General features: G+C 40.6%; 17 protein-coding genes and 1 tRNA gene. 5 read left to right on the forward strand and 13 right to left on the reverse strand.

Annotated elements, in window-relative coordinates:
- Nucleotides 1-303 precede the first annotated feature (303 nt).
- From ACH11B_RS12685 to ACH11B_RS12700, 4 genes are all read right to left on the reverse strand, one after another.
- Nucleotides 304-376 (reverse strand) — tRNA-Phe (locus tag ACH11B_RS12685).
- A 163-nt stretch (nt 377-539) separates the two neighbouring features.
- Nucleotides 540-932, reverse strand: coding sequence for an NUDIX domain-containing protein (locus ACH11B_RS12690; protein ID WP_377612380.1), 393 nt, complete (start codon nt 930-932; stop codon nt 540-542).
- A gap of 48 nt (nt 933-980) precedes the next feature.
- Entirely contained in the window at nt 981-1,499 is a 519-nt protein-coding gene (gene lspA, locus ACH11B_RS12695) for a signal peptidase II (RefSeq protein WP_377612378.1), read from the reverse strand.
- Nucleotides 1,500-1,693: 194 nt separating this feature from the next.
- Nucleotides 1,694-2,434: an SDR family NAD(P)-dependent oxidoreductase gene (locus ACH11B_RS12700; protein WP_377612376.1), complete on the reverse strand. Its 741-nt coding sequence runs from the start codon at nt 2,432-2,434 to the stop codon at nt 1,694-1,696.
- A gap of 87 nt (nt 2,435-2,521) precedes the next feature.
- On the opposite strand from ACH11B_RS12700, the gene ACH11B_RS12705 reads away from it, so the two are divergent.
- Nucleotides 2,522-2,902 carry a helix-turn-helix domain-containing protein gene (locus ACH11B_RS12705; protein WP_013665641.1) on the forward strand — a complete coding sequence of 127 codons (381 nt, stop codon included), beginning with the start codon at nt 2,522-2,524 and terminating at the stop codon, nt 2,900-2,902.
- A 21-nt stretch (nt 2,903-2,923) separates the two neighbouring features.
- Here the strand turns inward: ACH11B_RS12705 and ACH11B_RS12710 are convergent, their stop codons facing one another.
- The gene (locus tag ACH11B_RS12710; protein WP_377612374.1) at nt 2,924-4,789 is read right to left on the reverse strand and encodes an Nramp family divalent metal transporter; all 1,866 of its coding nucleotides are present in this window, start codon (nt 4,787-4,789) and stop codon (nt 2,924-2,926) included.
- A gap of 283 nt (nt 4,790-5,072) precedes the next feature.
- On the opposite strand from ACH11B_RS12710, the gene ACH11B_RS12715 reads away from it, so the two are divergent.
- The 3 genes from ACH11B_RS12715 (at nt 5,073) to ACH11B_RS12725 (ending at nt 7,287) form a co-directional block, all read left to right on the forward strand.
- Nucleotides 5,073-5,294, forward strand: a complete 222-nt coding sequence (locus ACH11B_RS12715) for a hypothetical protein (RefSeq protein ID WP_377612372.1) — start codon at nt 5,073-5,075, stop codon at nt 5,292-5,294.
- Nucleotides 5,295-5,342: 48 nt separating this feature from the next.
- The gene (locus ACH11B_RS12720) at nt 5,343-5,816 is read left to right on the forward strand and encodes a copper resistance protein NlpE (RefSeq protein WP_377612370.1); all 474 of its coding nucleotides are present in this window, start codon (nt 5,343-5,345) and stop codon (nt 5,814-5,816) included.
- A gap of 178 nt (nt 5,817-5,994) precedes the next feature.
- Nucleotides 5,995-7,287: a DUF3472 domain-containing protein gene (locus ACH11B_RS12725; RefSeq protein ID WP_377612368.1), complete on the forward strand. Its 1,293-nt coding sequence runs from the start codon at nt 5,995-5,997 to the stop codon at nt 7,285-7,287.
- Nucleotides 7,288-7,374: 87 nt separating this feature from the next.
- Here the strand turns inward: ACH11B_RS12725 and ACH11B_RS12730 are convergent, their stop codons facing one another.
- The 3 genes from ACH11B_RS12730 to ACH11B_RS12740 all read right to left on the reverse strand — a co-directional run bounded on the left by ACH11B_RS12730 (nt 7,375) and on the right by ACH11B_RS12740 (nt 13,301).
- Nucleotides 7,375-8,739 carry a RagB/SusD family nutrient uptake outer membrane protein gene (locus ACH11B_RS12730; protein ID WP_377612366.1) on the reverse strand — a complete coding sequence of 455 codons (1,365 nt, stop codon included), beginning with the start codon at nt 8,737-8,739 and terminating at the stop codon, nt 7,375-7,377.
- Between the two features lie 24 nt (nt 8,740-8,763).
- Nucleotides 8,764-12,249 carry a SusC/RagA family TonB-linked outer membrane protein gene (locus ACH11B_RS12735; RefSeq protein WP_377612364.1) on the reverse strand — a complete coding sequence of 1,162 codons (3,486 nt, stop codon included), beginning with the start codon at nt 12,247-12,249 and terminating at the stop codon, nt 8,764-8,766.
- A 470-nt stretch (nt 12,250-12,719) separates the two neighbouring features.
- Entirely contained in the window at nt 12,720-13,301 is a 582-nt protein-coding gene (locus ACH11B_RS12740; protein WP_013665648.1) for a thymidine kinase, read from the reverse strand.
- Nucleotides 13,302-13,520: 219 nt separating this feature from the next.
- On the opposite strand from ACH11B_RS12740, the gene ACH11B_RS12745 reads away from it, so the two are divergent.
- Nucleotides 13,521-14,684 carry a hypothetical protein gene (locus tag ACH11B_RS12745; protein WP_377612362.1) on the forward strand — a complete coding sequence of 388 codons (1,164 nt, stop codon included), beginning with the start codon at nt 13,521-13,523 and terminating at the stop codon, nt 14,682-14,684.
- A 62-nt stretch (nt 14,685-14,746) separates the two neighbouring features.
- Here the strand turns inward: ACH11B_RS12745 and rodA are convergent, their stop codons facing one another.
- The 5 genes from rodA to ACH11B_RS12770 form a co-directional block, all read right to left on the reverse strand.
- A complete protein-coding gene (gene rodA, locus ACH11B_RS12750) occupies nt 14,747-16,012 on the reverse strand; it encodes a rod shape-determining protein RodA (protein WP_377612360.1) in 1,266 nt (421 codons plus the stop codon).
- Nucleotides 16,013-16,017: 5 nt separating this feature from the next.
- The gene (gene mrdA / locus ACH11B_RS12755) at nt 16,018-17,991 is read right to left on the reverse strand and encodes a penicillin-binding protein 2 (protein ID WP_013665651.1); all 1,974 of its coding nucleotides are present in this window, start codon (nt 17,989-17,991) and stop codon (nt 16,018-16,020) included.
- 44 nt (nt 17,992-18,035) lie between these two features.
- On the reverse strand, nt 18,036-18,500 hold the full coding sequence (locus ACH11B_RS12760) for a rod shape-determining protein MreD (protein ID WP_377477919.1): 465 nt from the start codon (nt 18,498-18,500) through the stop codon (nt 18,036-18,038).
- A 43-nt stretch (nt 18,501-18,543) separates the two neighbouring features.
- Complete coding sequence (gene mreC / locus ACH11B_RS12765) at nt 18,544-19,380, reverse strand: rod shape-determining protein MreC (RefSeq protein WP_013665653.1); 837 nt, start codon at nt 19,378-19,380, stop codon at nt 18,544-18,546.
- Between the two features lie 73 nt (nt 19,381-19,453).
- Nucleotides 19,454-20,476: a rod shape-determining protein gene (locus tag ACH11B_RS12770; protein WP_013665654.1), complete on the reverse strand. Its 1,023-nt coding sequence runs from the start codon at nt 20,474-20,476 to the stop codon at nt 19,454-19,456.
- Nucleotides 20,477-20,642: the final 166 nt, after the last annotated feature.

Raw genomic sequence — 20,642 nt, forward strand, 5'->3', positions numbered from 1 at the left:
GCCGTACAATTGTTCTAAATTTATTATATTAAATTCAGCTTTGGAAAAAATAACGCCACTCTGGCAAAGGTAGAGAGATGAATGGTGACAAACAATCCCTGTTTTTCGGTATTTTTATTCTCTTTCATTAGAACCGATTTCCCATTTCCAAAGTTCAGAAGCCGGGACGCAAAATGCAAAAATATTCGACCAAATAACTATCTAATACGACAAAATGAGATTGTATTGATATGCGTATTGGTTTGGTTCGTCACTTCGAGAATTGTGTAACAAAAAAGCCTCAGTGTTATCTAAGGCTTTTTGTGGTACCAACTGGATTCGAACCAGTGACACAAGGATTTTCAGTCCTTTGCTCTACCAACTGAGCTATGGTACCGTCAAACGTTGGCTTTTTTATTTCCGTTCGTTTGTTTTGGGACTGCAAATGTAGTGTCTTTTTTGAATTCACCAAAGTTTTCTTAAAAAAAAGATGCGTTTTTTTTAAGAATATGGTGCATAGGCCTGATTCACAGCTACAAAATTTTAAATGTAATTTAGGCTTACCTGAGTAGCCCTTTTTCTTTTAGATCTTCAAATATAATCTTATCAACCTCAGAAACTCTTGGCTTGTCATTGTACGATAGCCAAACGACTTCTTCAATTTCAGCCGACGCTTGCAAAATACCGTGAAAGGATGCTGTGTAGCAGCGCATGTTAACCATAATTCCTACTGGATGATCATGAGCTTGGGCGGAGAATTCTCCATAAAATCTGATCGATTCAGGAATTATAGTCACTGTCAACTCTTCTGCGATCTCTCTAATTAGAGCTTCTATATCTGATTCGCCTGCCTCACGCTTACCGCCGGGAAGATAATAGGTGTCTTTCCCTCTGCTGCGTGTCGATAGGATTCGGCCGTCTTTAATTTCAATGAGTGCAAGTTTGTCGATCATTCCCTTTATTATGATTGATAGCCTAAGGCATGTTTGCTCATGGCGATATTAAATGTTATGTTTAGTGTTTTGTTCAATTTCGGAAAGCGTTAATTCATTCTTTCTTTGAGCCCAAAAGCCAATGATTATCAAAATCATTCCTGTCATAATCGATACATCCGCCATATTAAAAATACCTGTTTTAATGAAAAGGTAATCAATGTGCATAAAATCCGTGACCGATCCATAGAGAATTCTGTCGTAAAGATTGCCTATTCCGCCACCAAGCGCAAAGGCAATACCTACCGATAGCCAGGCTGAGTTTTTCTCTTGCTGTATTAAGTAATAAAGACCGAATAGTAAAATTAGGGCAGGAAGTATGGATAGAAATATGATTTTTACGATTCCGGGCAGGTTGTTGCCCAAGCTTAAAAAAGCACCGCTGTTTTCTACTTTAGTTAAGACAAAATACCTGTCGACAATCTTAATCTCTTCATAGTAATCAATTTTTTCACGAACGATGCGTTTTGATACTTGATCGCAGCCCACATTTATTAGTACCAATAGTAGGAGTAATATAGTTCTCATCTTCTCAATAACCTGTTGACCCTTTTTTTTCGAAGTTCGGGCAATACCGATTTGCAAGATAATACTAAAACTTCCATTTAGCAAGACCATTCGATGGACGTAGAAGAGAAGTATATTAGTTTAGGCGATGGTTGCGCTTTTGTTGATGCCATCTGGCAGCCTTGGCCTGCCAGATGGTTAGTAAATGACTTTGGCTAGGCGTTTAAACCGCCATCAATGGTAAGTGAAGTGCCGGTGATATACTTGCTTTCTTCACTTGCCAAGAACGCCACTAAATTGGCAATATCACTCCCGGTACCATAATCTGATAACGCCATTCTGCTTCGTAAAAAATCTGCCAACTCGGTGTTTGCAGGATTCATATCTGTATCAATTGGACCTGGTTGCACAACATTAACGGTGATGTTTTTTGGTCCTAGGTCCCGAGCCAGCCCTCTAGTAAAACCGGTTAATGCAGATTTACTCATTGTATAAAGTGTTGTTTGTGCACTCAGTGCATTCTCCGCCATATTGCTTCCAATATTAATAATCCGACCACCGTTGGGCATACTTTTTACTGTTTCCAATGCTGCTATAAACAAGGCCCGAACGTTAATATTCATAATTTGTTCATAATCTTCCAATGTATGCTCTTCAAAGGGCCTACCAATATAAATACCGGCATTGTTAACAAGAATATCAATAGGACCAAAGGCAGATACAACCTGTTGAATAGCGCTTTGTATCGCCTGCGGATCCGCGCTATCTGCTTGTATGGCATTTACTTGTTTGCCCGCTTTTTGAAGTCTATCAAGGAGCTGTTCAGCTTTTTCCGGCGATTTTGCATAGGTAAATGAAACATGCGCTCCTTCTGTAGCGAGTTTTTCTACAATGGCGGCACCAATTCCTCTGCTGCCACCTGTAACCAAGACTATCTTGTTTTTCAATCTTTCCATTGGTAATTTTTTTTACCAAAAGTAGGTTCTTAACTTTATATTTGTAAGTACAGATTAAATTGTTAGGTACTAACAAAAACGTAAGAAATGAGAAAAGAAACATCTACCAATGCTTTGAATGAGAAGCAAATTAATGATACTTGCGGTATGGCATATTCATTATCTATTATTGGAGGCAGGTGGAAACCGGCCATACTTTGTCGACTTGCTTATGGGAAAATGCGTTATAGTGATCTGAAGAACTCAATTGACGGCATTTCTGAGCGAATGTTGGTGGCTCAACTCCGAGAGTTGGAAAAGGATTATATTGTAAAACGTAATGTCTATGCTGTGGTGCCACCTCGCGTTGAGTACGAATTGACAGACCTTGGCCTAACGATGCGGCCTATGTTGCAGGCAATGTCCGACTGGGGGAATATGCATCGTAAAACAACGGTAAGAAAAAAGGATGACACTGCTGTTGCTTAGTATTTTAGAAGAGCGGGCAGATTATTGGGCAATAAAGACCGGAATATCGACGCGGTGTCTGAGCCTATTAACGGTTTCCCCATAAATAAAGTCCTTAAGACCGCGATGCCCATGGCTACCTACGATCAGGAGGTCTGCTTGGTAATAGTTGCATACCTTGGCAATGAATTTCACCCGGTTTCTATGGCCCACCTCAAAGCTTGTTTCAAAGCCTTTGTCTTTAAAAAGCTGAATATAACGGGACATTCTTGCTTCGTCGTGACGTTTCTCGTAATCATCTGTGTCTTCTTCCATCATTCGGGAAGATGCGCTTTCCGCCACATGGATTAGAATAAACTGCGTGCCGGGTTTGGCAAGCTTAAGTGCATATGAAACCACTAAGGGATCAGATGAAGAATAGTCTAGTGCTAGTGCGATACGGTTGAAAGCGGGTGTTTCCAATACAGAATCTTGAAAAGGCGGATGGACTTCCATATTCACTTTTTTCTTAAGTTTAATTATAGGGTAAAGGACCGTTAGTAGCAACAGTACAAATAATCCCACGCCACCTATAATCAGTAGTGCCGTCAGCCAAGGGTTGTTAAATACTTTAATCCAGTTTGTGATTTCTTCGTATACCAACTGAAAGTTTAGGAAGGATATAATGGCTGCGATTGTCCATGCAATTATTTTAAGACCCGTTGAAATAGCAAAGACCCCCATCCGTTTCCGATCACTGACAAAATGGATAAGCGGAATAACTGCAAAAGCTAACTGCATGCTTAATAAAACCTGACTAAAAACAAGCATTGGTCCCACTTCGTCATCACCGGCAATATAAATTACTAGAATAGCAGGAACAATGGCCAATAAGCGCGTCAACATGCGTCGTAAAGCTGGGCTAATACGCAAGCGTAGATAGCCCTCCATCACAATTTGCCCAGCCAATGTTCCGGTAACAGTTGAGCTTTGACCGGCCAGAATCAGTGCGACGGCAAATAGTCTGGGTGCCCATTCACTGCCCAATGTTGGTGCTAATAATTTATGCGCGTCCTGTAATTCGGCAACGTTATTCATGCCGTTTTTGTGAAACACGGAAGCAGCCAGAATCAAGATCGCGGCATTGACGAAAAACGCAAGATTGAGGGCAATTGCCGTGTCCCAAAAATTATACTTCAGTGCTTTTCTAATAGAAGATTCATCTCGATTGATTTTGCGGGTTTGCACAAGAGCAGAATGCAGATAAAGATTATGAGGCATTACCGTTGCACCGATAATCCCGATGCTAATATAGAGCGCGGCTGTGTTCGGGATGGATGGTATAAAACCGCTGGCGATAGAGGCCATATCCGGTTGCGCCAAAATCATTTCTACCAGAAAACACATGCCAATCATGAAAATCAAACCAATAATGAACATTTCCATCTTTCGCATTCCTAAGCGTTGAAGATAAAGTAGCAGAAAAGTGTCCAGGAAACTAATAGCAACACCCCATAAGAGATCCAATCCAAATAAAAGATTCAGTCCGATTGCCATACCTAACACTTCTGCTAAATCACAGGCAGCAATAGCTATCTCGGCAAGAATGTACAAAATGAAATTCATTTTTTTCGGATAGGTCTCCCGATTACACTGGGCTAAATCCTTGCCCCAAACTATGCCGAGTCGTGCCGTTAAGCTTTGTAACACCAGTGCCATCATGTTACTCATTAATAAGACCCAAATTAGTGTATAGCCAAACTGGCTGCCCCCTGCTAGATCTGTCGCCCAGTTTCCCGGGTCCATATAGCCTACGCTTATTAGATAAGCGGGGCCAAAGAAACTCAAGATCTTTTTAAATCGCGACCCTTTTATATCGGTCTCAACGCTTTGATGTACTTCCTCTAACGATTTGTGTTGGTTGTTCAATGTTTTCGTTTAATAAAAATGTAATTCCTATCCTCAAACAGACAATATATTCAGAATGTTTTTAGTGTTGCTTAACTAAAAAGTTTTGCTTGGCTAACTTATGAATTTTATAGTACAAAATCAATAGCCGTTCGCAAGTTCGTATACAGCTGCCTGATCGGTCTGTTTTCTTGAATTGTAGAATGGCCGTATCTCTTCATACGGTCTTTGTTTGATAAAAATTTAAATTTTTCAATCAATTTGCAATGGTCAATGTTTTAATAAAGAAAGAAAGGAGTTTGTTATGACGATTACTGTTCGGGAGCCTGGTACCAAGGCATTTATAAATATTAATGCGTATCCTGAAGAATACAAAGATTCTACAGCGTGGCGGATACAATACCCGGGAATTAAACCCTTCCTAATGATCAAGCGAGACGGTGAATGGATAATGGTCGATCACGAAGCAATTAATATTGAAGTAGCCGAAGCTGTAATTGAGGCAATGAAACAAGTTGACAATTAATGTTTCGATTTGGTATCGCTTTTGCTAAATAGCAGTAAAAATAAAGCTATGATTAAAAGAATTTTGACTTACGTACTTGTCAGCGGCATATTTTGGAGCTGCAATAACGGAACAAAAGGCACCGGGGATATAAATACTACCGACACTACGACTGAGGAGTATGTACCAATCGATGCCACATCTGATACGGCGGATATGCATAATGCACAAAACTCATTAGATGTTGTTGGAATTTATAAGGGTGTGCTACCCTGTGCCGATTGTGAAGGGATAAATACCGAGTTGGAATTGAAAGCAGACAGCACTTACACATTAAAAAATAGCTACTTGGGTAAAGGAGACAGTCAGTCCTTCGAAGAAGATGGCCGCTATGTTTGGATTGATGGGAGCACGATTGAGTTAAAAGGAGGCAGGGATGCACCCGGTAAGTACTTTGTAGGTGAAAACACCCTTACACAGCTCGATATGAACGGTGATAAAATAACCGGGGCGCTGGCTGACAAATACATTTTACGAAAATAAAGACCGTATACGGAAATTGAAGAACGTGTCGCAATGACACGTTTTTCAATCTTGTTCACTACCGTTCTTAGAAGACAGTCCTTTTTTTCGTTTATTTTTTTACGCAATCGGTTGATCCCCCTTTTCATTTTCTATCTTCTTTTATTTCGCGTAGTTTGCCATCAAAATCAATTATGATATGCAAGTAAAACGCGTCGTGCTTCTCTTTAGCAGTTTGTTAATTATCATTTATCAAAGTCTCGGACAAACCAAGCCCATTCCGGAAAACATTGTGAAAATACCGATTGGCGGAAATTCTTGGCAAACGGGTACGACTTCCGGAAAGGATAATCTAATTTCGAAAGCGGGTATCAAACAATGGGACGACCCGAAGAAAGGCTTCAAGACATTCGTACGGCTAGAAAAAGTAGGTGCCTTAACAATTTGGTTAGATGCGAAAATTAATGAACCCAGTGCCTTGCGGGTTACGGTTGCAGGAGAGACGAAAACCGTGAATCTGAAGGCCCAGCATAAAAAAATGGTTTACCTGGGCGACTGGGTCATCCGTGATACAGGATATACAGTCATTAACATACATGGTCGACCAGTTAATTTGAGTAATATAGAATATTTAGGAATCCATGGCACTGCGGTTAATGATCGTGCTCATTTTGTCAAAAATGATGAAGGAAATTTTTTCTATTGGGGTAGACGTGGGCCCTCTACGCATCTGAATTATCAATTGCCTGAAAAGGATATCATGTATTATTATAATGAAGTAACAGTACCGGAAGGTAATGACCTTATTGGGTCTTATTTTATGGCCAATGGCTTTAGCGGTGGTTATTTTGGTATGCAGGTTAACTCAAAAAGTGAAAGACGTATTCTATTTTCCGTATGGAGCCCTTTCCAAACAGACGATCCGAAAACCATTCCACCGGATCATCAAATAAAACTATTAAAAAAAGGTGAAAGAGTACATACGGGTGAATTCGGTAATGAAGGAGCCGGTGGACAAAGTTATTATAAATTTAACTGGATAGCTGGTAACACTTATAGGTTTTTGTTAAAAGGCGAACCAGTAGCTAATAATTATACAAATTATACGGCGTGGTTCTACGCACCTGAAGTTGCTGAATGGAAATTAATTGCTAGTTTTAGTAGACCTCAAACATCAAGCTGGCTTAAAGGCTTTCATTCTTTCTTAGAGAATTTTTCACCTGAGGAGGGAATTTTCGAAAGAAAGGTTTATTTCGGAAACCAGTGGGTCATTGATAAAGAAGGGCGTTGGTATGAGGTGAAAAGAGCTAAATTTTCTGCTGATAATACAGCCCGCGTCGGATATCGGATGGATTACAGCGGTGGAAGTGAGCAGGATAAATTTTTTCTGAATAATTTTGGTTTTTTTAGTCATTATACCCCCATTGGAGCACAATTTAGCAGATCGACGAACGGCGACAAACCAACGATCGATTTCAATAAATTGCCATAAGAGGGAGAGGAAAGACTGATTATTATTAATATTTTAGGAAGCGCATAGATCTACAAAGATCTATGCACTCTGATTGTTAACGATCTGTTAGTAACCTGGGTTTTGCGTTAGTTCGCCGTTTAGTACAATCTGACTGCTTGGTATAGGATAAAGATAGTAGTTGGGATCTTTTATAACAAGCATTCGATCCAATGCCAGGCCCGTTCTACAGAAATCGAACCAAGCTTCACCTTCAAACATGAGCTCGCGCTCTTTTTCTTCTTGCACCGCTGTGATGAAATTCTCTATACTGCCAAAAGAATTTATTGGGGGAGGGGTTAGGCCGGCCCGCTTTTGTACCTCTTGATAAGAATGATAGGCAGCATCGCTGACTGTGCCATCCACTCTCGCCTGTGCTTCAGCATGTATCAGAAAAATTTCAGCAATTCGAATAACCGGCAGATTTTGTGTTGCGGGACTTGCCTTGGGGAATTTGCCAATATAATAACGATCGCGCGATCCGAATTTGACCGTGAAGTCCCTTCTTTTATCTCCCTCGGCATATTTCTCGTATACAGTAGTTCCTCTTGCATAAAAGAGCATACTTGGATTATCGTTGCTAACTGAGGCCAAGGGATTGGTTGCTTGATCATCAAATTGTAATTCGAAAATGGATTCTTGCGTATTCTCCGTTGTCCATATAGACGCGAAATCAGGTATCAGCGTGAAACGTTGACTATTAATAACTTCTTGCGCGAGGCTCGCAGCTTGGGAGTAATCACCTGTAATCTGACCGTTGTATAATTGCACTTTAGCGAGCAAAGCCTTCGCTGCAAGGCTCGTTGCTCGGCCTTTGGATGTGGCATCATCGCCATAACTGTCCGGAAGTGTGGCTGCGTCCTGTAGATCGGTAATAATTTGTTGATAAACTTGATCAATGGGTGTGCGTGGAATCGCTATGTTTTCCTCTTCTGTTGTAGCAGTTGTCTTTAAAGGTACAGCGCCGAAGGCCCTTACTAGGAAAAAGTAATTGAGCGCCCGAACAAATTTAGCCTCTCCGACAAATTGCTGTCTCTTTTCAGTTGAGATGCTGCTCTCGGGCATTTCAGGAACCCTGGTTATAATATTGTTGGCTGCATTGATAGTGGCATAGGTCGCTTGCCACATATTATTGGTCCAAGGGTTGTTTACTTGGATATTATTTGTTCGGAAATTTTCGTATTCGGGATAGACCGAAGCATGACTTACATGACCTGCGGAAAATTCGGGAACGATAATGATGGACTGGCCAAAAGAAAAGGAGTTTAGCATTGTCCGGTACATGCCAATTACGGCTGAATTAGCGTTTGTTTCTGAATTAAAATACTCATCGGGTGTAATCTGGCTAATCGGTTCTTTATCAAGGAAGTCGTTACAAGCCGACAAGGAGGCTGCTAGCAACGTTATTATAACGATATTAAAGAATGTCTTCATTGTTTTCAAGTCTATTTTGAACTATTAAAAAGTTAAGTTTACGCCAGCTGTAAATATGCGAGGCTGAGGATAACTGCCATAATCATAACCGTAAATGAGGCCGGTGTTAGCACCGCCATGACTGGATCCTACTTCCGGGTCGTATCCCCGATAATTGGTGAAAACGTAGGCATTTTGGACCGTTACGTAAACCCGCAGTCGACTTAAGTTGATATTTTCAATCATTTTAGTTGGGAAAGTATACCCTAGGGTGATGTTTCTCAATCTAAAGAAAGATCCATCTTGTACAAAACGGTCGGAAATAGCACCGTTATTCAGATCGCCTGGACTTGGTCGTGGAACATCCGTGATATCTCCAGGGTTCCTCCACCGACGGGTCCAATCGGTAAAGCCATTACTACTTGCGTTATACCCCTCTAAACCGGTTGCTAAATTATAGTTGAACACATCGTTTCCGTAGGAGAATTGTCCCATGATACTTAAATCAAAATTCTTGTACTGGAAAGTGTTCGTTATACCACCAAAGAAATCGGGATTTGGATCACCAATAATTTGTCGATCATCCGGATTAGTAGGCGTGGTTGGGTCGCCATTTTGGTCTTCAAAATCAATCAGTCCGGTTTCGGGGTTGACACCGATCATTTTCCATCCATAAAAGGTTCCGAGGGGAAGTCCCGGTTGTGCAATATTTAACTCACCTACTCCTCCAAGAATCCTGTTAACAGGTAAAGACACCACCTTGTTGCGGTTGAACGTCATGTTGAGTGTGGTATTCCATTTAAATTCCCCCACAAGGTTTTGCGTTGACAGCTCAAATTCAAACCCTTTATTTTGGATTTCGCCGAAATTGGTGAATCTGTTTTGAAAGCCCGAATTTGTGAGAACAGGTATTCCGATCAGCAAATCAGAGGTGTTTTTCAAATAGTAGTCTGCCAATAAGGAAATTCGATTACCGAAGAGACCTAAATCCAAGCCGATATCCCATTGTTTGGTGGTTTCCCATTTTAAGTTTTTATCTCCCAAAACATTAGGTATGAACCCAGGTAGGCCTAAATAATTCTGTCCACCTGTATAAAGCGAATAACTAGCATAGTTGCCGATATTCTGATTACCGGTAATCCCCCAGCTCGCCCTTAGTTTTAAATTGCTAATTGCTTTGATATCTTTAATAAAATCCTCGTCCGACAACCTCCATGCAGCGGCAAACGAAGGAAAATACCCCCACCGGTTATTTTCTCCAAATCTAGAGGAGCCGTCAGCGCGGAAATTTGCTGTAAATAAATATTTTCCTTTAAAACCATAATTTACCCGAGCGAATCCTGATGCAATAGCCCATTCTTCAGGATATGAATTAGCTCCCGTTATAACACCTCCCGAAGAAATGTACTCAATATCGTTTGAAGGAAAATTAGAGCGTTGTGCATCAACAAATTCCAATCGCGACTCTTGAACAGAAAAACCTGCCAGCGCATTAATACTGTGATCGCCGAAGGATTTGTCAAAACTTAATGTTGTTTCATTAATCCATAGTTGATCACGGGTGTTTCGTCTGGCACCTATTCCTCCCTGACTAGCAAAAGAACGCAATCCCTGCGGAGGCATAAAAAAAGTTTCATCAATAAAACTTAAATCGGTGCCGAAACTTGTTTTAAGTGCCAGTTCCGGTATAAAGCGATATTCAGCCGAAGCGTTTGCCAACACCCTAAATGTCTGTGCATTGTTGGTGGGAAGTTCTAGCATGGCTACTGGATTTTCCCGAGAAGTGCTTACTTCATCGAAGGCGTAGCTGCCATCCGGATTATAAACCGGAATATTTGGTGGCGCTACAATGCCGTTTTTTGTGGCTCCCTCTTTTGAGTTTTCTTCCTGAACGCGATCATTAATAGCCCTGGTTAGATTAATAGAAGTAGAGAAACGTAATTTTTCACTATGTTGATGGTCAAGATTAAGGCGGGCACTTAAACGGTTAAAATTTGAGTTTAACAGCACCCCGCCCTGTTTCATATAGCCGATTGAAGTATAATATTGTGTTTTTTCGCTGCCTCCGCTCGCTGACAATTCATAGTTACGTGTGGCGGCCGTACGGAAGATAGCATCTTGCCAGTCGGTGTTAATGTTGGGGTTTGCTAAGATCTGATCCGGGATGGCCGTGACGGTAGAATCCATTTCCATCCGATACTTATAATAATCCCGCATGTAATCTTGGTACTGTGCTGTGTTCATCATATCGTACCAACGTTCCTTCGGTACTTCAGAAAAACCTTCATACATATTGAAATTAAATGTACTTGTGCCCGCCTGTCCTTTTTTTGTGGTTATTAGTACAACACCGTTAGCCGCGCGTGCACCATATATAGAGGATGAGGCAGCATCTTTAAGTACTTCAACAGATTGTACATCCGACGGATTAATAGATGAAAGAATATTAATCCCCTGTGTACCGCCGCCAAAATTAAAATTCGTTCCACCTGTAAAATTTGTGGTACTATTTACGGGAATTCCATCTACTACATAAAGCGGGTCGGAGCTTGCATTGATTGAGGTCGTTCCGCGTACACGAATATTGAGGCCACCTCCAGGTGATCCCGATTTTTGCGTAACCTGAACACCGCCGGCTTTACCTTGAATAGCCTGTGTTACACTAGGCAATACATCATTTTCAATTTGATCACTTCCGATACTTGATACAGAGCTGGTTAATTTAGAGCGATCCATTGTTCCGTAACCGACAGCAACTACCTCCACTTCTTTTAAAGCTTGAGCCTCCTCACTAAGTGTTGTATTGACTACTTTTCTGTTGTTTACAAACTCCTCTTTCGTATCGTAGCCTAAAGAACTAAATACGAGTACAACATTGCCTGGTGCGGCTACACTGTATTTGCCCTGCTCATCCGTAATAACGCCTTCTTTTTTGCCTTTAATAGTTACGCTAACGCCCGGGATGGGGCCTTTTGTATCCCTTACAACACCGGTAATTTTTTCTTGTGTACTATCTGTTTTTGCAGTGTCCGGTTTTACCTGCGTGCTGTCACGGCGAAGCGAATCATTGGCTATCTTGTTTGTATCCGGTGTAACGTTAGCGGCAGGTTGAGACGAACTGGCCACAGGTTTTTCTATCAGTTGCAACTCGATATTAATCTCCTGCATTTTATTGACGGGTTCTTCTTTTGTTTGGTAACCGGAAGAGGTGAAAATTAACACGCCTATCGCTGGACTGTTGATAACATATTTTCCATCCTGGCCCGTTAGTACGCTGTCCCTTGAACCTTTAGGTTTTACAGAAACGTTAGCCAAAGGTTTGCCGGAAGAATCTGTGACCACGCCCTGTATCCGGATAGTATCGAGAACCGGTTTTTTCGTCGTGTCTTGCATGGTCGTGTCCTGATAGGAAAGAAGCAGATCCGATTTATTGCTTGCATGTGTGGTTTTTACGGTAGCGCCTTTTGAGTAATAGCCAAGGAGGATTAGGCTTAAGATAAATACAATTTGGGTGTAACGACTTCGTTTCATTCTTTGCTTTTTTACTATAATTGATTGTCTCGTCAGCAAGTGACGGGTTATCTTAACTGACGATCAAAAAGCTTAACAAAAGATGATTTAATAAAGTTTGCGGTATTGTTATACAGATTTTGTAACTATTATATTGATAATCAAAGGATTGCTGTGTAGAAAATCCGCTTTTTGTGGACTTTGGTACACATAATGTTGAAAAAAAATAAAAAAAAGTAAGGCTGTTCGATGGGCGAACAGCCTTAACTTAACCAATTATAAACCTAAATTATGAGAAGGATCTTTATATAAAAACCAATGTGATGGTTGTCTATTACTTCAAACAAAGATAGCCAAGAGAACAAAAAAATTCTAAAATATAGTGTTAAATTTATGTTAATATAACGTCAAAAATGATGTAAATAAACTGTATACCAATTGGGTATATAGTTAAAAACGCAAAAAACAAATGAATATTGTGTGACTCTAGGCTATTTATTTCCTTGATAAAAACAATTTCTGCAACGAGGTTCGTAACTCTCCTTTTCTCCTATGAGCACTCTGGTATTGCCGGTCGAAATTCTATAGGAATAGTTGGCGGGGGCTCCGCAACATACGCACACGGCGTGAACCTTGGTAACATGTTCGGCAATAGCCATTAGGTTTGGAATTGGGCCAAAGGGTCTACCCATATAATCCATGTCTAGCCCGGCGACAATAACCCTTATTCCTTTATTTGCCAGTATGTTACATACTTCGGGAAGATTGTCGTCAAAAAACTGCGCTTCATCGATGCCAACTACTTGAGTTTGTGTTCCCAATAATAAAATAGCAGAAGACATCTCCACAACCGTGGATTGAATACTATTCTTATCGTGTGAGACAATTTCCGTTGTCGCGTAACGCGTATCAACAGTTGGCTTAAAAATCTCAACTTCCAACTTTGCTATTTGTGCCCTTCTCAATCTTCTAATCAGTTCCTCGGTTTTTCCGGAGAACATAGAACCACATATCACTTCTATACTTCCTTTCGGGCCTGTTTTGTTTATGAAATTATGCTCACTGAACAGCATGGATTGTTGTTTTTATTCTTTAACACTAAAATCACCTTAGAAAAAGGGATGCTAATATCGGCATTTATTTCTGGTTTTGCCGCGTGGCTTCGCTATAAGAAAGCATGGTTGCTTAATAATAACCAATAGAGCAAGATAGCTCTTGCCAATCCATGCTATTTTATCTAAGTTTGACTAATATTCTTCAACATTTAGGATAAATAAGCGTTAATACATATTATGGTAACACAGAAAAGCATTTTTGAAAAGATAGGTGGTCTGTTGCAGGATTTGACTGAACAGTATGAGTTTCTAAAGGAAAATCCAAAGGAACAACAAGGTCTTCATTTGGAACTTTTTGAGGCAAATATGACTTATCTAATGGGGCATGTAACGATATTAAAAAAACTCACCTCTTTGGATACCACAGAAAGTTATGCTAGCAAGGTACACGAGACAGGACTTGATGCGAAAAAAGAGGAAAAGCCGGAGATTTCGATACCTGAAATAAGTGCAGAGCAAGCAGTAGACGAAAAAGTAACCTTAAGGGAGGAAGAAGGCGAACAAACGTCTGCATTGAATTATGTAGATCAACAAGAAGTGAAAGAGACCTATTTTACGCCTGCCACAGCAAGTGAAGACGAGAAAGCCGAGGAATTTAAATTAGAGGATAAGCGCGATAAAAAAGAGGAGGAAAGAAGAGAACAGGGGGAATCAGGAGAACGGATCGATTATCCTATAAATGACAGAAAGCAACCAGAAGATACGGCTGAAGAAACAGCGGTTGTAAAAAGCAGCGAAGAAGATGATCAACAAATTCATACTGAGCGTATGCTGGAGAAGGACCCTGATGAAGAAGAGAAGGAAGAAGTAGATAGAACCGGTGTAGGATTTATGGGGGAAAACGAAGTAGAAAAGGAAAAAACAGAGAAAGAGACTATGTCGGCGGGAGAAGGGGAGCCCGTATCAAAACAGGTTATAGAGGAGGCCAAATCAGTTGTTATTCCAAATGATCAAAACAAGCCTGAGCCAAAACAAGAAGAACCAAAGCGTCCAATGACCTTAAACGAATTGTTCTCTGCTCAACGTAAGCAAGAGCAAGGTATATTGAATGAACAGCAAGCGTCCGGTAATTTTGCCAAACAAGAATCCCCGACTACCACTAAACGGATTACGGATATAAAATCAGCTGTTAGTTTGAATGACAAGCTGCTATTTATCAAAGACTTGTTCAATGGTTATAGTTTAGCTTATACAGAGGCGATTGAGCTCTTAAGCCGTTATGATAATTTTGCCGATGCGGATGCCTTCCTGCAGAGTAATTATGCTCAAAAGAATAACTGGGCAAATAAACAAGCCACAGTGGATAAATTATATGCCATATTGCGGCAAAGATTCGCTTAATAGTGTTTGACACGATTGTTCAATGAGATAATCCAGGTATCTTTGAGTGCCTGGATTTTTTATTAAACAACTCCTTTTCTGTTCGAGTCAAATTTCAGTAGGATAAAGAGCAGCAGGGTGAAACTCAGTAGAGAAGAGCCTCCATAGCTAAGGAAAGGTAGCGGGATACCAATGACGGGTACAATGCCTATTGTCATACCGATATTGATAAAAAAATGAAAAAAGAAAATGGAGGCAACACCATAGCCATATATTCTGGCAAATGCGGATCGCTGTCGTTCTGCCAGCTGGGTTATTCTCAGTAGTAAGGTCATATACAGCAATACAATAACCATTGAACCAACAAAACCCCATTCTTCACCTACTGTGCAAAAAATAAAATCCGTACTTTGTTCGGGAACGAAGTTATACTTTGTCTGGGTTCCCTGTAAATATCCCTTTCCAAAAAGCTGCCCCGACCCGATGGCTATTTTGGATTGATTCAGGTTATAACCCTGTCCTCGGGGATCATCTACTTTTCCGAGAATTACATCAATCCGATTGCGTTGGTGCGACTGTAAAACATGTTCGTAAGCAAAATCAACCAGCAATACAAAAACAGCAGAGGCTATAAAAGCAATTGCAATTGACTGAATTACTTTACGGCTTCTTTTAAACATATAGATTGACAATGCCGCTAATATAGCGAGTACACCAATGATATACCACTGGGAGAAAAGTAGCGTAAGAATAAAGAGAATGATACAGATAAATGCGAATGCGAGGAATTGACCCGAGACATAGCCTTCACGATAAAAAACAAGCGTAAGTGCAAAGAAGGTAAGTGCAGAGCCCGTGTCCGGTTGAAGCATGATGAGAAGTACCGGTACAAAAAGGATGAGTGCTCCAAATGCCAAAGTTTTAAGATTTGGCATTTTATTGCTATGTGAACTTAAATACCTTGCCAATAGTAGGCAAGAGCCCAATTTAGCAAATTCTGAAGGTTGCAACCTAAAGGTGCCGATTGGAATCCAAGCTTGGTTACCGCCCACGTTGCGTCCTACGATTAAAACGATGACCAAGAGAAGAAGAGTAATCCCGTACAGAATAGGGGATATATAATTGTAAAATTTACCATCGATAATCATCACTGCACAAGCAACTAACAAACACACTAAAATGTAAATGAACTGTTTACCATAATTGGTGCTCAGGCTTATTAAACTGGCGTGTTGTGGGTCAAAGACGGCAGCACGAATATTAAACCAGCCGATAATACAAAGGGTCAACCAGATGAATACTGTTATCCAATCAATAGAGCCACCGTATATTTTTTTTGTTTGATTCATGAATGTTATCTTCCTTCGCTGTTTTTGTATTCGATGTGCCTTTTCAATTCATTAATAACTGCCACTTCATTATGTTTAACATAGCTTTCGCGCTTTCTTGATTGCGGTTTATTGCCGTTTGCTTTACTGATAACCGGTTCCGTAGTATTTTTAGGAGGCTCGGGCACGATTAAATTGCTTTCTTTCAATACTCTTTCTTGTACAGCTTTAGACATGCTGATGGTATCTTTTAGGTATTTTTCAACCATCATACTTGCTATTGGCGCTGCATAGGTTGCACCATAGCCTACATTTTCTACGAAAACAGCAATGGCAATTTTTGGATTTACCCTTGGAGCAAAAGCAAAGAAAACGGAATGGTGTTTACCGTGAGGGTTTTGAGCTGTACCGGTTTTTCCACACATTTCTATATCCGGGATTCGAATATTGGCATTATATTTAACGACGCGGCTCATTCCTTCTATAACCGGCTCAAAGTATTTCTGGTCGATGCCAACAGGTATTTTCTCAACAAACTCCTTCTTTACTACTTTTTTTTCTCCGATGGATTTTATCAGGTGCGGTCGAAAGTAATACCCTCGATTGGCAACGATTGCCATGATATTGGCCATTTGTAAAGTGGTAATTTCAACCTCTCCTTGTCCAATGGAGTTTGAGATATTGTATCCTGAACCCCATTTATCGTTTCCATAACGTTTGGAATAGAAGTCGGCCGTCGGAAGAAGTCCCTTTTTCTCATTTGGAAGATCGACGCCCAATTCCTGGGCGACACCAAATTTCATGATAGCATCTCGCCAAAGTGAATAGGCTTTAGTTGACTTCATTTTTCGTTGATCAATCATTCTTGCATATACATGGCCAAAATAAGTATTGCAAGAGCCTTGAATAGCTGCGGGAAGATCGATCGTGCCATGGACGTGAGTACAGCGCATAAAGCCTCTACCTCCTCCATAACTGTAACCACCGGGACAATTCCATCGGGTATGCTCATCGATCATGCCTGCCTGTTGCGCTACGAGTGCACTTACAACCTTAAACACTGATCCTGGAGGATATTGAGCCTGAATGGGGCGAATGAACATAGGTTTATTGGGATCATTCAGCAACTTCATGTAATTATTACCCCGTTCCCTCCCCACCATTAGATTCGGATCGTAGCTTGGGGTGCTGGCAAAGGCCAAAATTTCTCCTGTTGAGGGTTCTATGGCAACTACCGAGCCACGCTTATTCTTCATGAACTTTTCAGCAAGTTTTTGCAATTCTAAATCAAGAGAAGAGACAAGGCCTTCTCCTGCGACTGCGAGGGTGTCGTACTTTCCATCCATAAAGTGCCCCTTTGGACGATTAAAGGCGTCAACCATTAAATTCTGTACTCCACGTTGGCCTCTTAATAGTTCTTCATAAGCACGCTCCACCCCGCTTACTCCGATGTAATCACCAGGACGGTAAAAGTTATTGGATCGCTCAATATCTTTTTCCGTAACTTCATTGATATAGCCAAGAAATTGAGCGGCAACCGAATCCGGATAGCTTCGTACCGTTCGATTTTGAACGTAGAATCCCCTGAATTGGAATAATTTCTCCTGTAGTCTGGCGTACGTTTGCGCTGATAATTGTTTTTCAAATATGGATGCACGATAGGGAGAAAAGTTGACAGCTTTTTGATAACGCTTATCAAAGCCTTCTTTGTCAATACCGATCAGCTCGCAAAGTGCCAAGGTGTCAAAAGGCTTGACCTCTCTTGGAGTGACCATTAGATCGTAAACCGGTTCGTTTTGGACCAATATTTTGCCATTTCGATCTAAAATAACGCCTCTAGCGGGATAGATAACAACTTTTCTTAATACGTTATTGTTTGCAGAGAGTATATACGAATCGTCGATGATTTGTAGATAAAAAAGTCGACAAGCCAATAAAAAGGCAGCTATTATAAAGATTCCTTGAACGACGTACTTTCTTTCAAAAAAACTGTTATTCATGTGCTAGTAGAATATTGGCTTTTCAATGAAGGATACACCATATATTAGCGTCTACTTCTTTGATAGAAAAGTAAAGAAAAAAGTAAAATTAATAGTACCGTAAATATACAACTTAAAACAGCACGAACGAGTGTATAATGAAAGTTGCTGAAGGTGAACGCTTCCAATAGTGTTAAAACGAAATGATGCGAAAGAGACAATACGAGACAATAAATGAAAAACCATCTAAAAGACATCTCACTGATGCTAGGGGTGGCGAATGTTTCGTGATTTTCCAATTGAACGGTGATGCTGATAAAAGTTGTACGTAAGAAGGCGAGTGCTACACACGCTGCCGCGTTTACACCCAACGTGTCATAAAAGCCGTCTACAATAAGACCGGTAAAAAAACAGATAACAAATAATAACCATTTAGGCATACCCAAAGGCAACATGAGTAAGAAAAGAATATACGGATAGGGTGTAGCCAAATTGTAGTATCCCATGTTCTTGAAAAGGAATACCTGCATAGTTATTAAAACTATAAATCGGATGATATTTAACAGTAAAATCCTACTCATTTGTTGCTATCGTGTCTCCTTCTAATTGCCGTTTTTCGCTTGCGAACTGATCTTTGATGACATAAACATATTGCAGTGTATTAAAATCATTATTCAGCTTCACCTCAATATCCAAAAAACTGTCGCCGCTTTTGCCCGTTTTTATCACTCGTCCGATAGAAATACCGGGAGGAAATAAAGAATAGCCGGAAGTTACTACCTCTTCACCAGGGCGCACTTTTACATGATTGGGAATGTCTTTTAAAATTGCTTTGCGCGAATCGAAATTTTCTGTGCCCCAAACCAAAGAGCCGAATGCGTTACTATTCGCTAAACTAGCGCTTACTCTCGTGTCAGCATGTAGTAGCGACTGAATGGTAGCAAAATGAGGAGAGACATTCAACACAATCCCGACGATGCCATGTGAAGAAATTACGCCCATTCCTTTAACGATTCCTTCTTCGCTACCCCGATTGATCGTTAGGTAATTGTTCTTCTGATGGATGCTATTATTGATAACCCTGGCTACGATGTAGGTATATTGTGTTTGGCCTAGTGAATCCAATACAGAATCTTGTTCAATCAACTTGCTGTATAATGAGCTTTTTAATTGACTTCGTAAGTACGCGTTCTCCTCGGATAAGTCTTTATTGGTTTGTTTTAAATTTAAATATTGCGTGAAATTATCAATCTTTTGATAGATACCACCAATTACAGTATTAGAGGAGTTTAATGCACTGGCCCGCTGAAAGCCGTTGTTTTTTACAATAAGTGCAACGGCGGCGCTAAAAAAAAGGATAAACAAAAAGAAGTTATTATACTTACTAATGAATATCCAAAGGTTGCGCATATGTTGTTTTGGAATTTATAATAAGATGGCGTACCAAAAATAAATGAATGTACGCCATAGATGATCGATGCTATTATTGCATTAAAAATTTATAACCGCCGATGTTTTTAAGCGCGATGCCCGTGCCGCGTACTACAGCTCTTAGTGGATCTTCTGCTACATGGACAGGTAATTTGGTTTTGGCCTGAACGCGCTTATCCAAACCTCGGAGTAAGGCGCCGCCCCCTGTTAAATAAATGCCGGTTTGGTAAATGTCGGCAGACAATTCCGGTGGTGTAATCTCTAAGGCCTTTAAAATAGCCTCTTCAATTTTAGAAATAGACTTGTCTAAGCAATGGGCAATTTCTGTATAGGACACGGTTATCTGCTTGGGGACTCCGGTCATTAAATCGCGACCTTGAACGGCAAAATCAGGAGGTGGGTCTTGTAATTCCGGAAGCGCGGCTCCGACTTCTATTTTGATCTTTTCGGCAGTTCGTTCTCCGATCATGATATTATGCTGTCTGCGAATATACTGTACAATATCTGAATCGAAGTTATCACCGGCAACCCGAATAGATTGATCGCATACGATCCCTGAAAGAGCTATGACGGCAATTTCTGTTGTACCACCACCAATATCAATAATCATATTGCCCATCGGCTCCTCTACATCTATGCCAATTCCGACTGCGGCAGCCATAGGTTCGTGAATTAAATATACCTCTTTAGCTCCGGCAATCTCGGCTGAATCCCTTACGGCTCGTTTCTCTACTTCGGTAATGCCCGAAGGGATACAGATCACCATTCTTAAGGATGGGAAAAACCAACCTTTACCGTTGTTGATCATTTTTATCATGCCTCTGATCATATATTCAGCAGCATTGAAATCGGCTATTACACCGTCTTTTAATGGTCTTACTGTCCGTATATTGTCGTGGGTCTTACCCTCCATTTGCATGGCTTGCCTACCGATAGCAATCACCTTGTTCGTGGTGCGATCGAAAGCCACAATACTGGGCTCATCTACTACCACCTTGTCATTATGTATTATTAGGGTATTTGCCGTACCTAAATCTATGGCAACTTCTTGAGTAAACCAGTTAAATAGCCCCATTCGCTAATCTTTTAAATGTTTCTTGAATATAGTCCGCAAAATTAAAACAAAAATATCACAATATGAACCCGATATGCTACAATAGCGAGAAAAAAAAACAACGGTTCGGAAAGCTCTATTGAGGGTTAGCAAACGAACAATTCGGGAATATTCAGTAATGGGTTAT

Origin of the sequence: Olivibacter sp. EAT-5 (assembly GCF_044784325.1) — a bacterium.
Lineage (GTDB): Bacteria > Bacteroidota > Bacteroidia > Sphingobacteriales > Sphingobacteriaceae > Olivibacter > Olivibacter oleidegradans.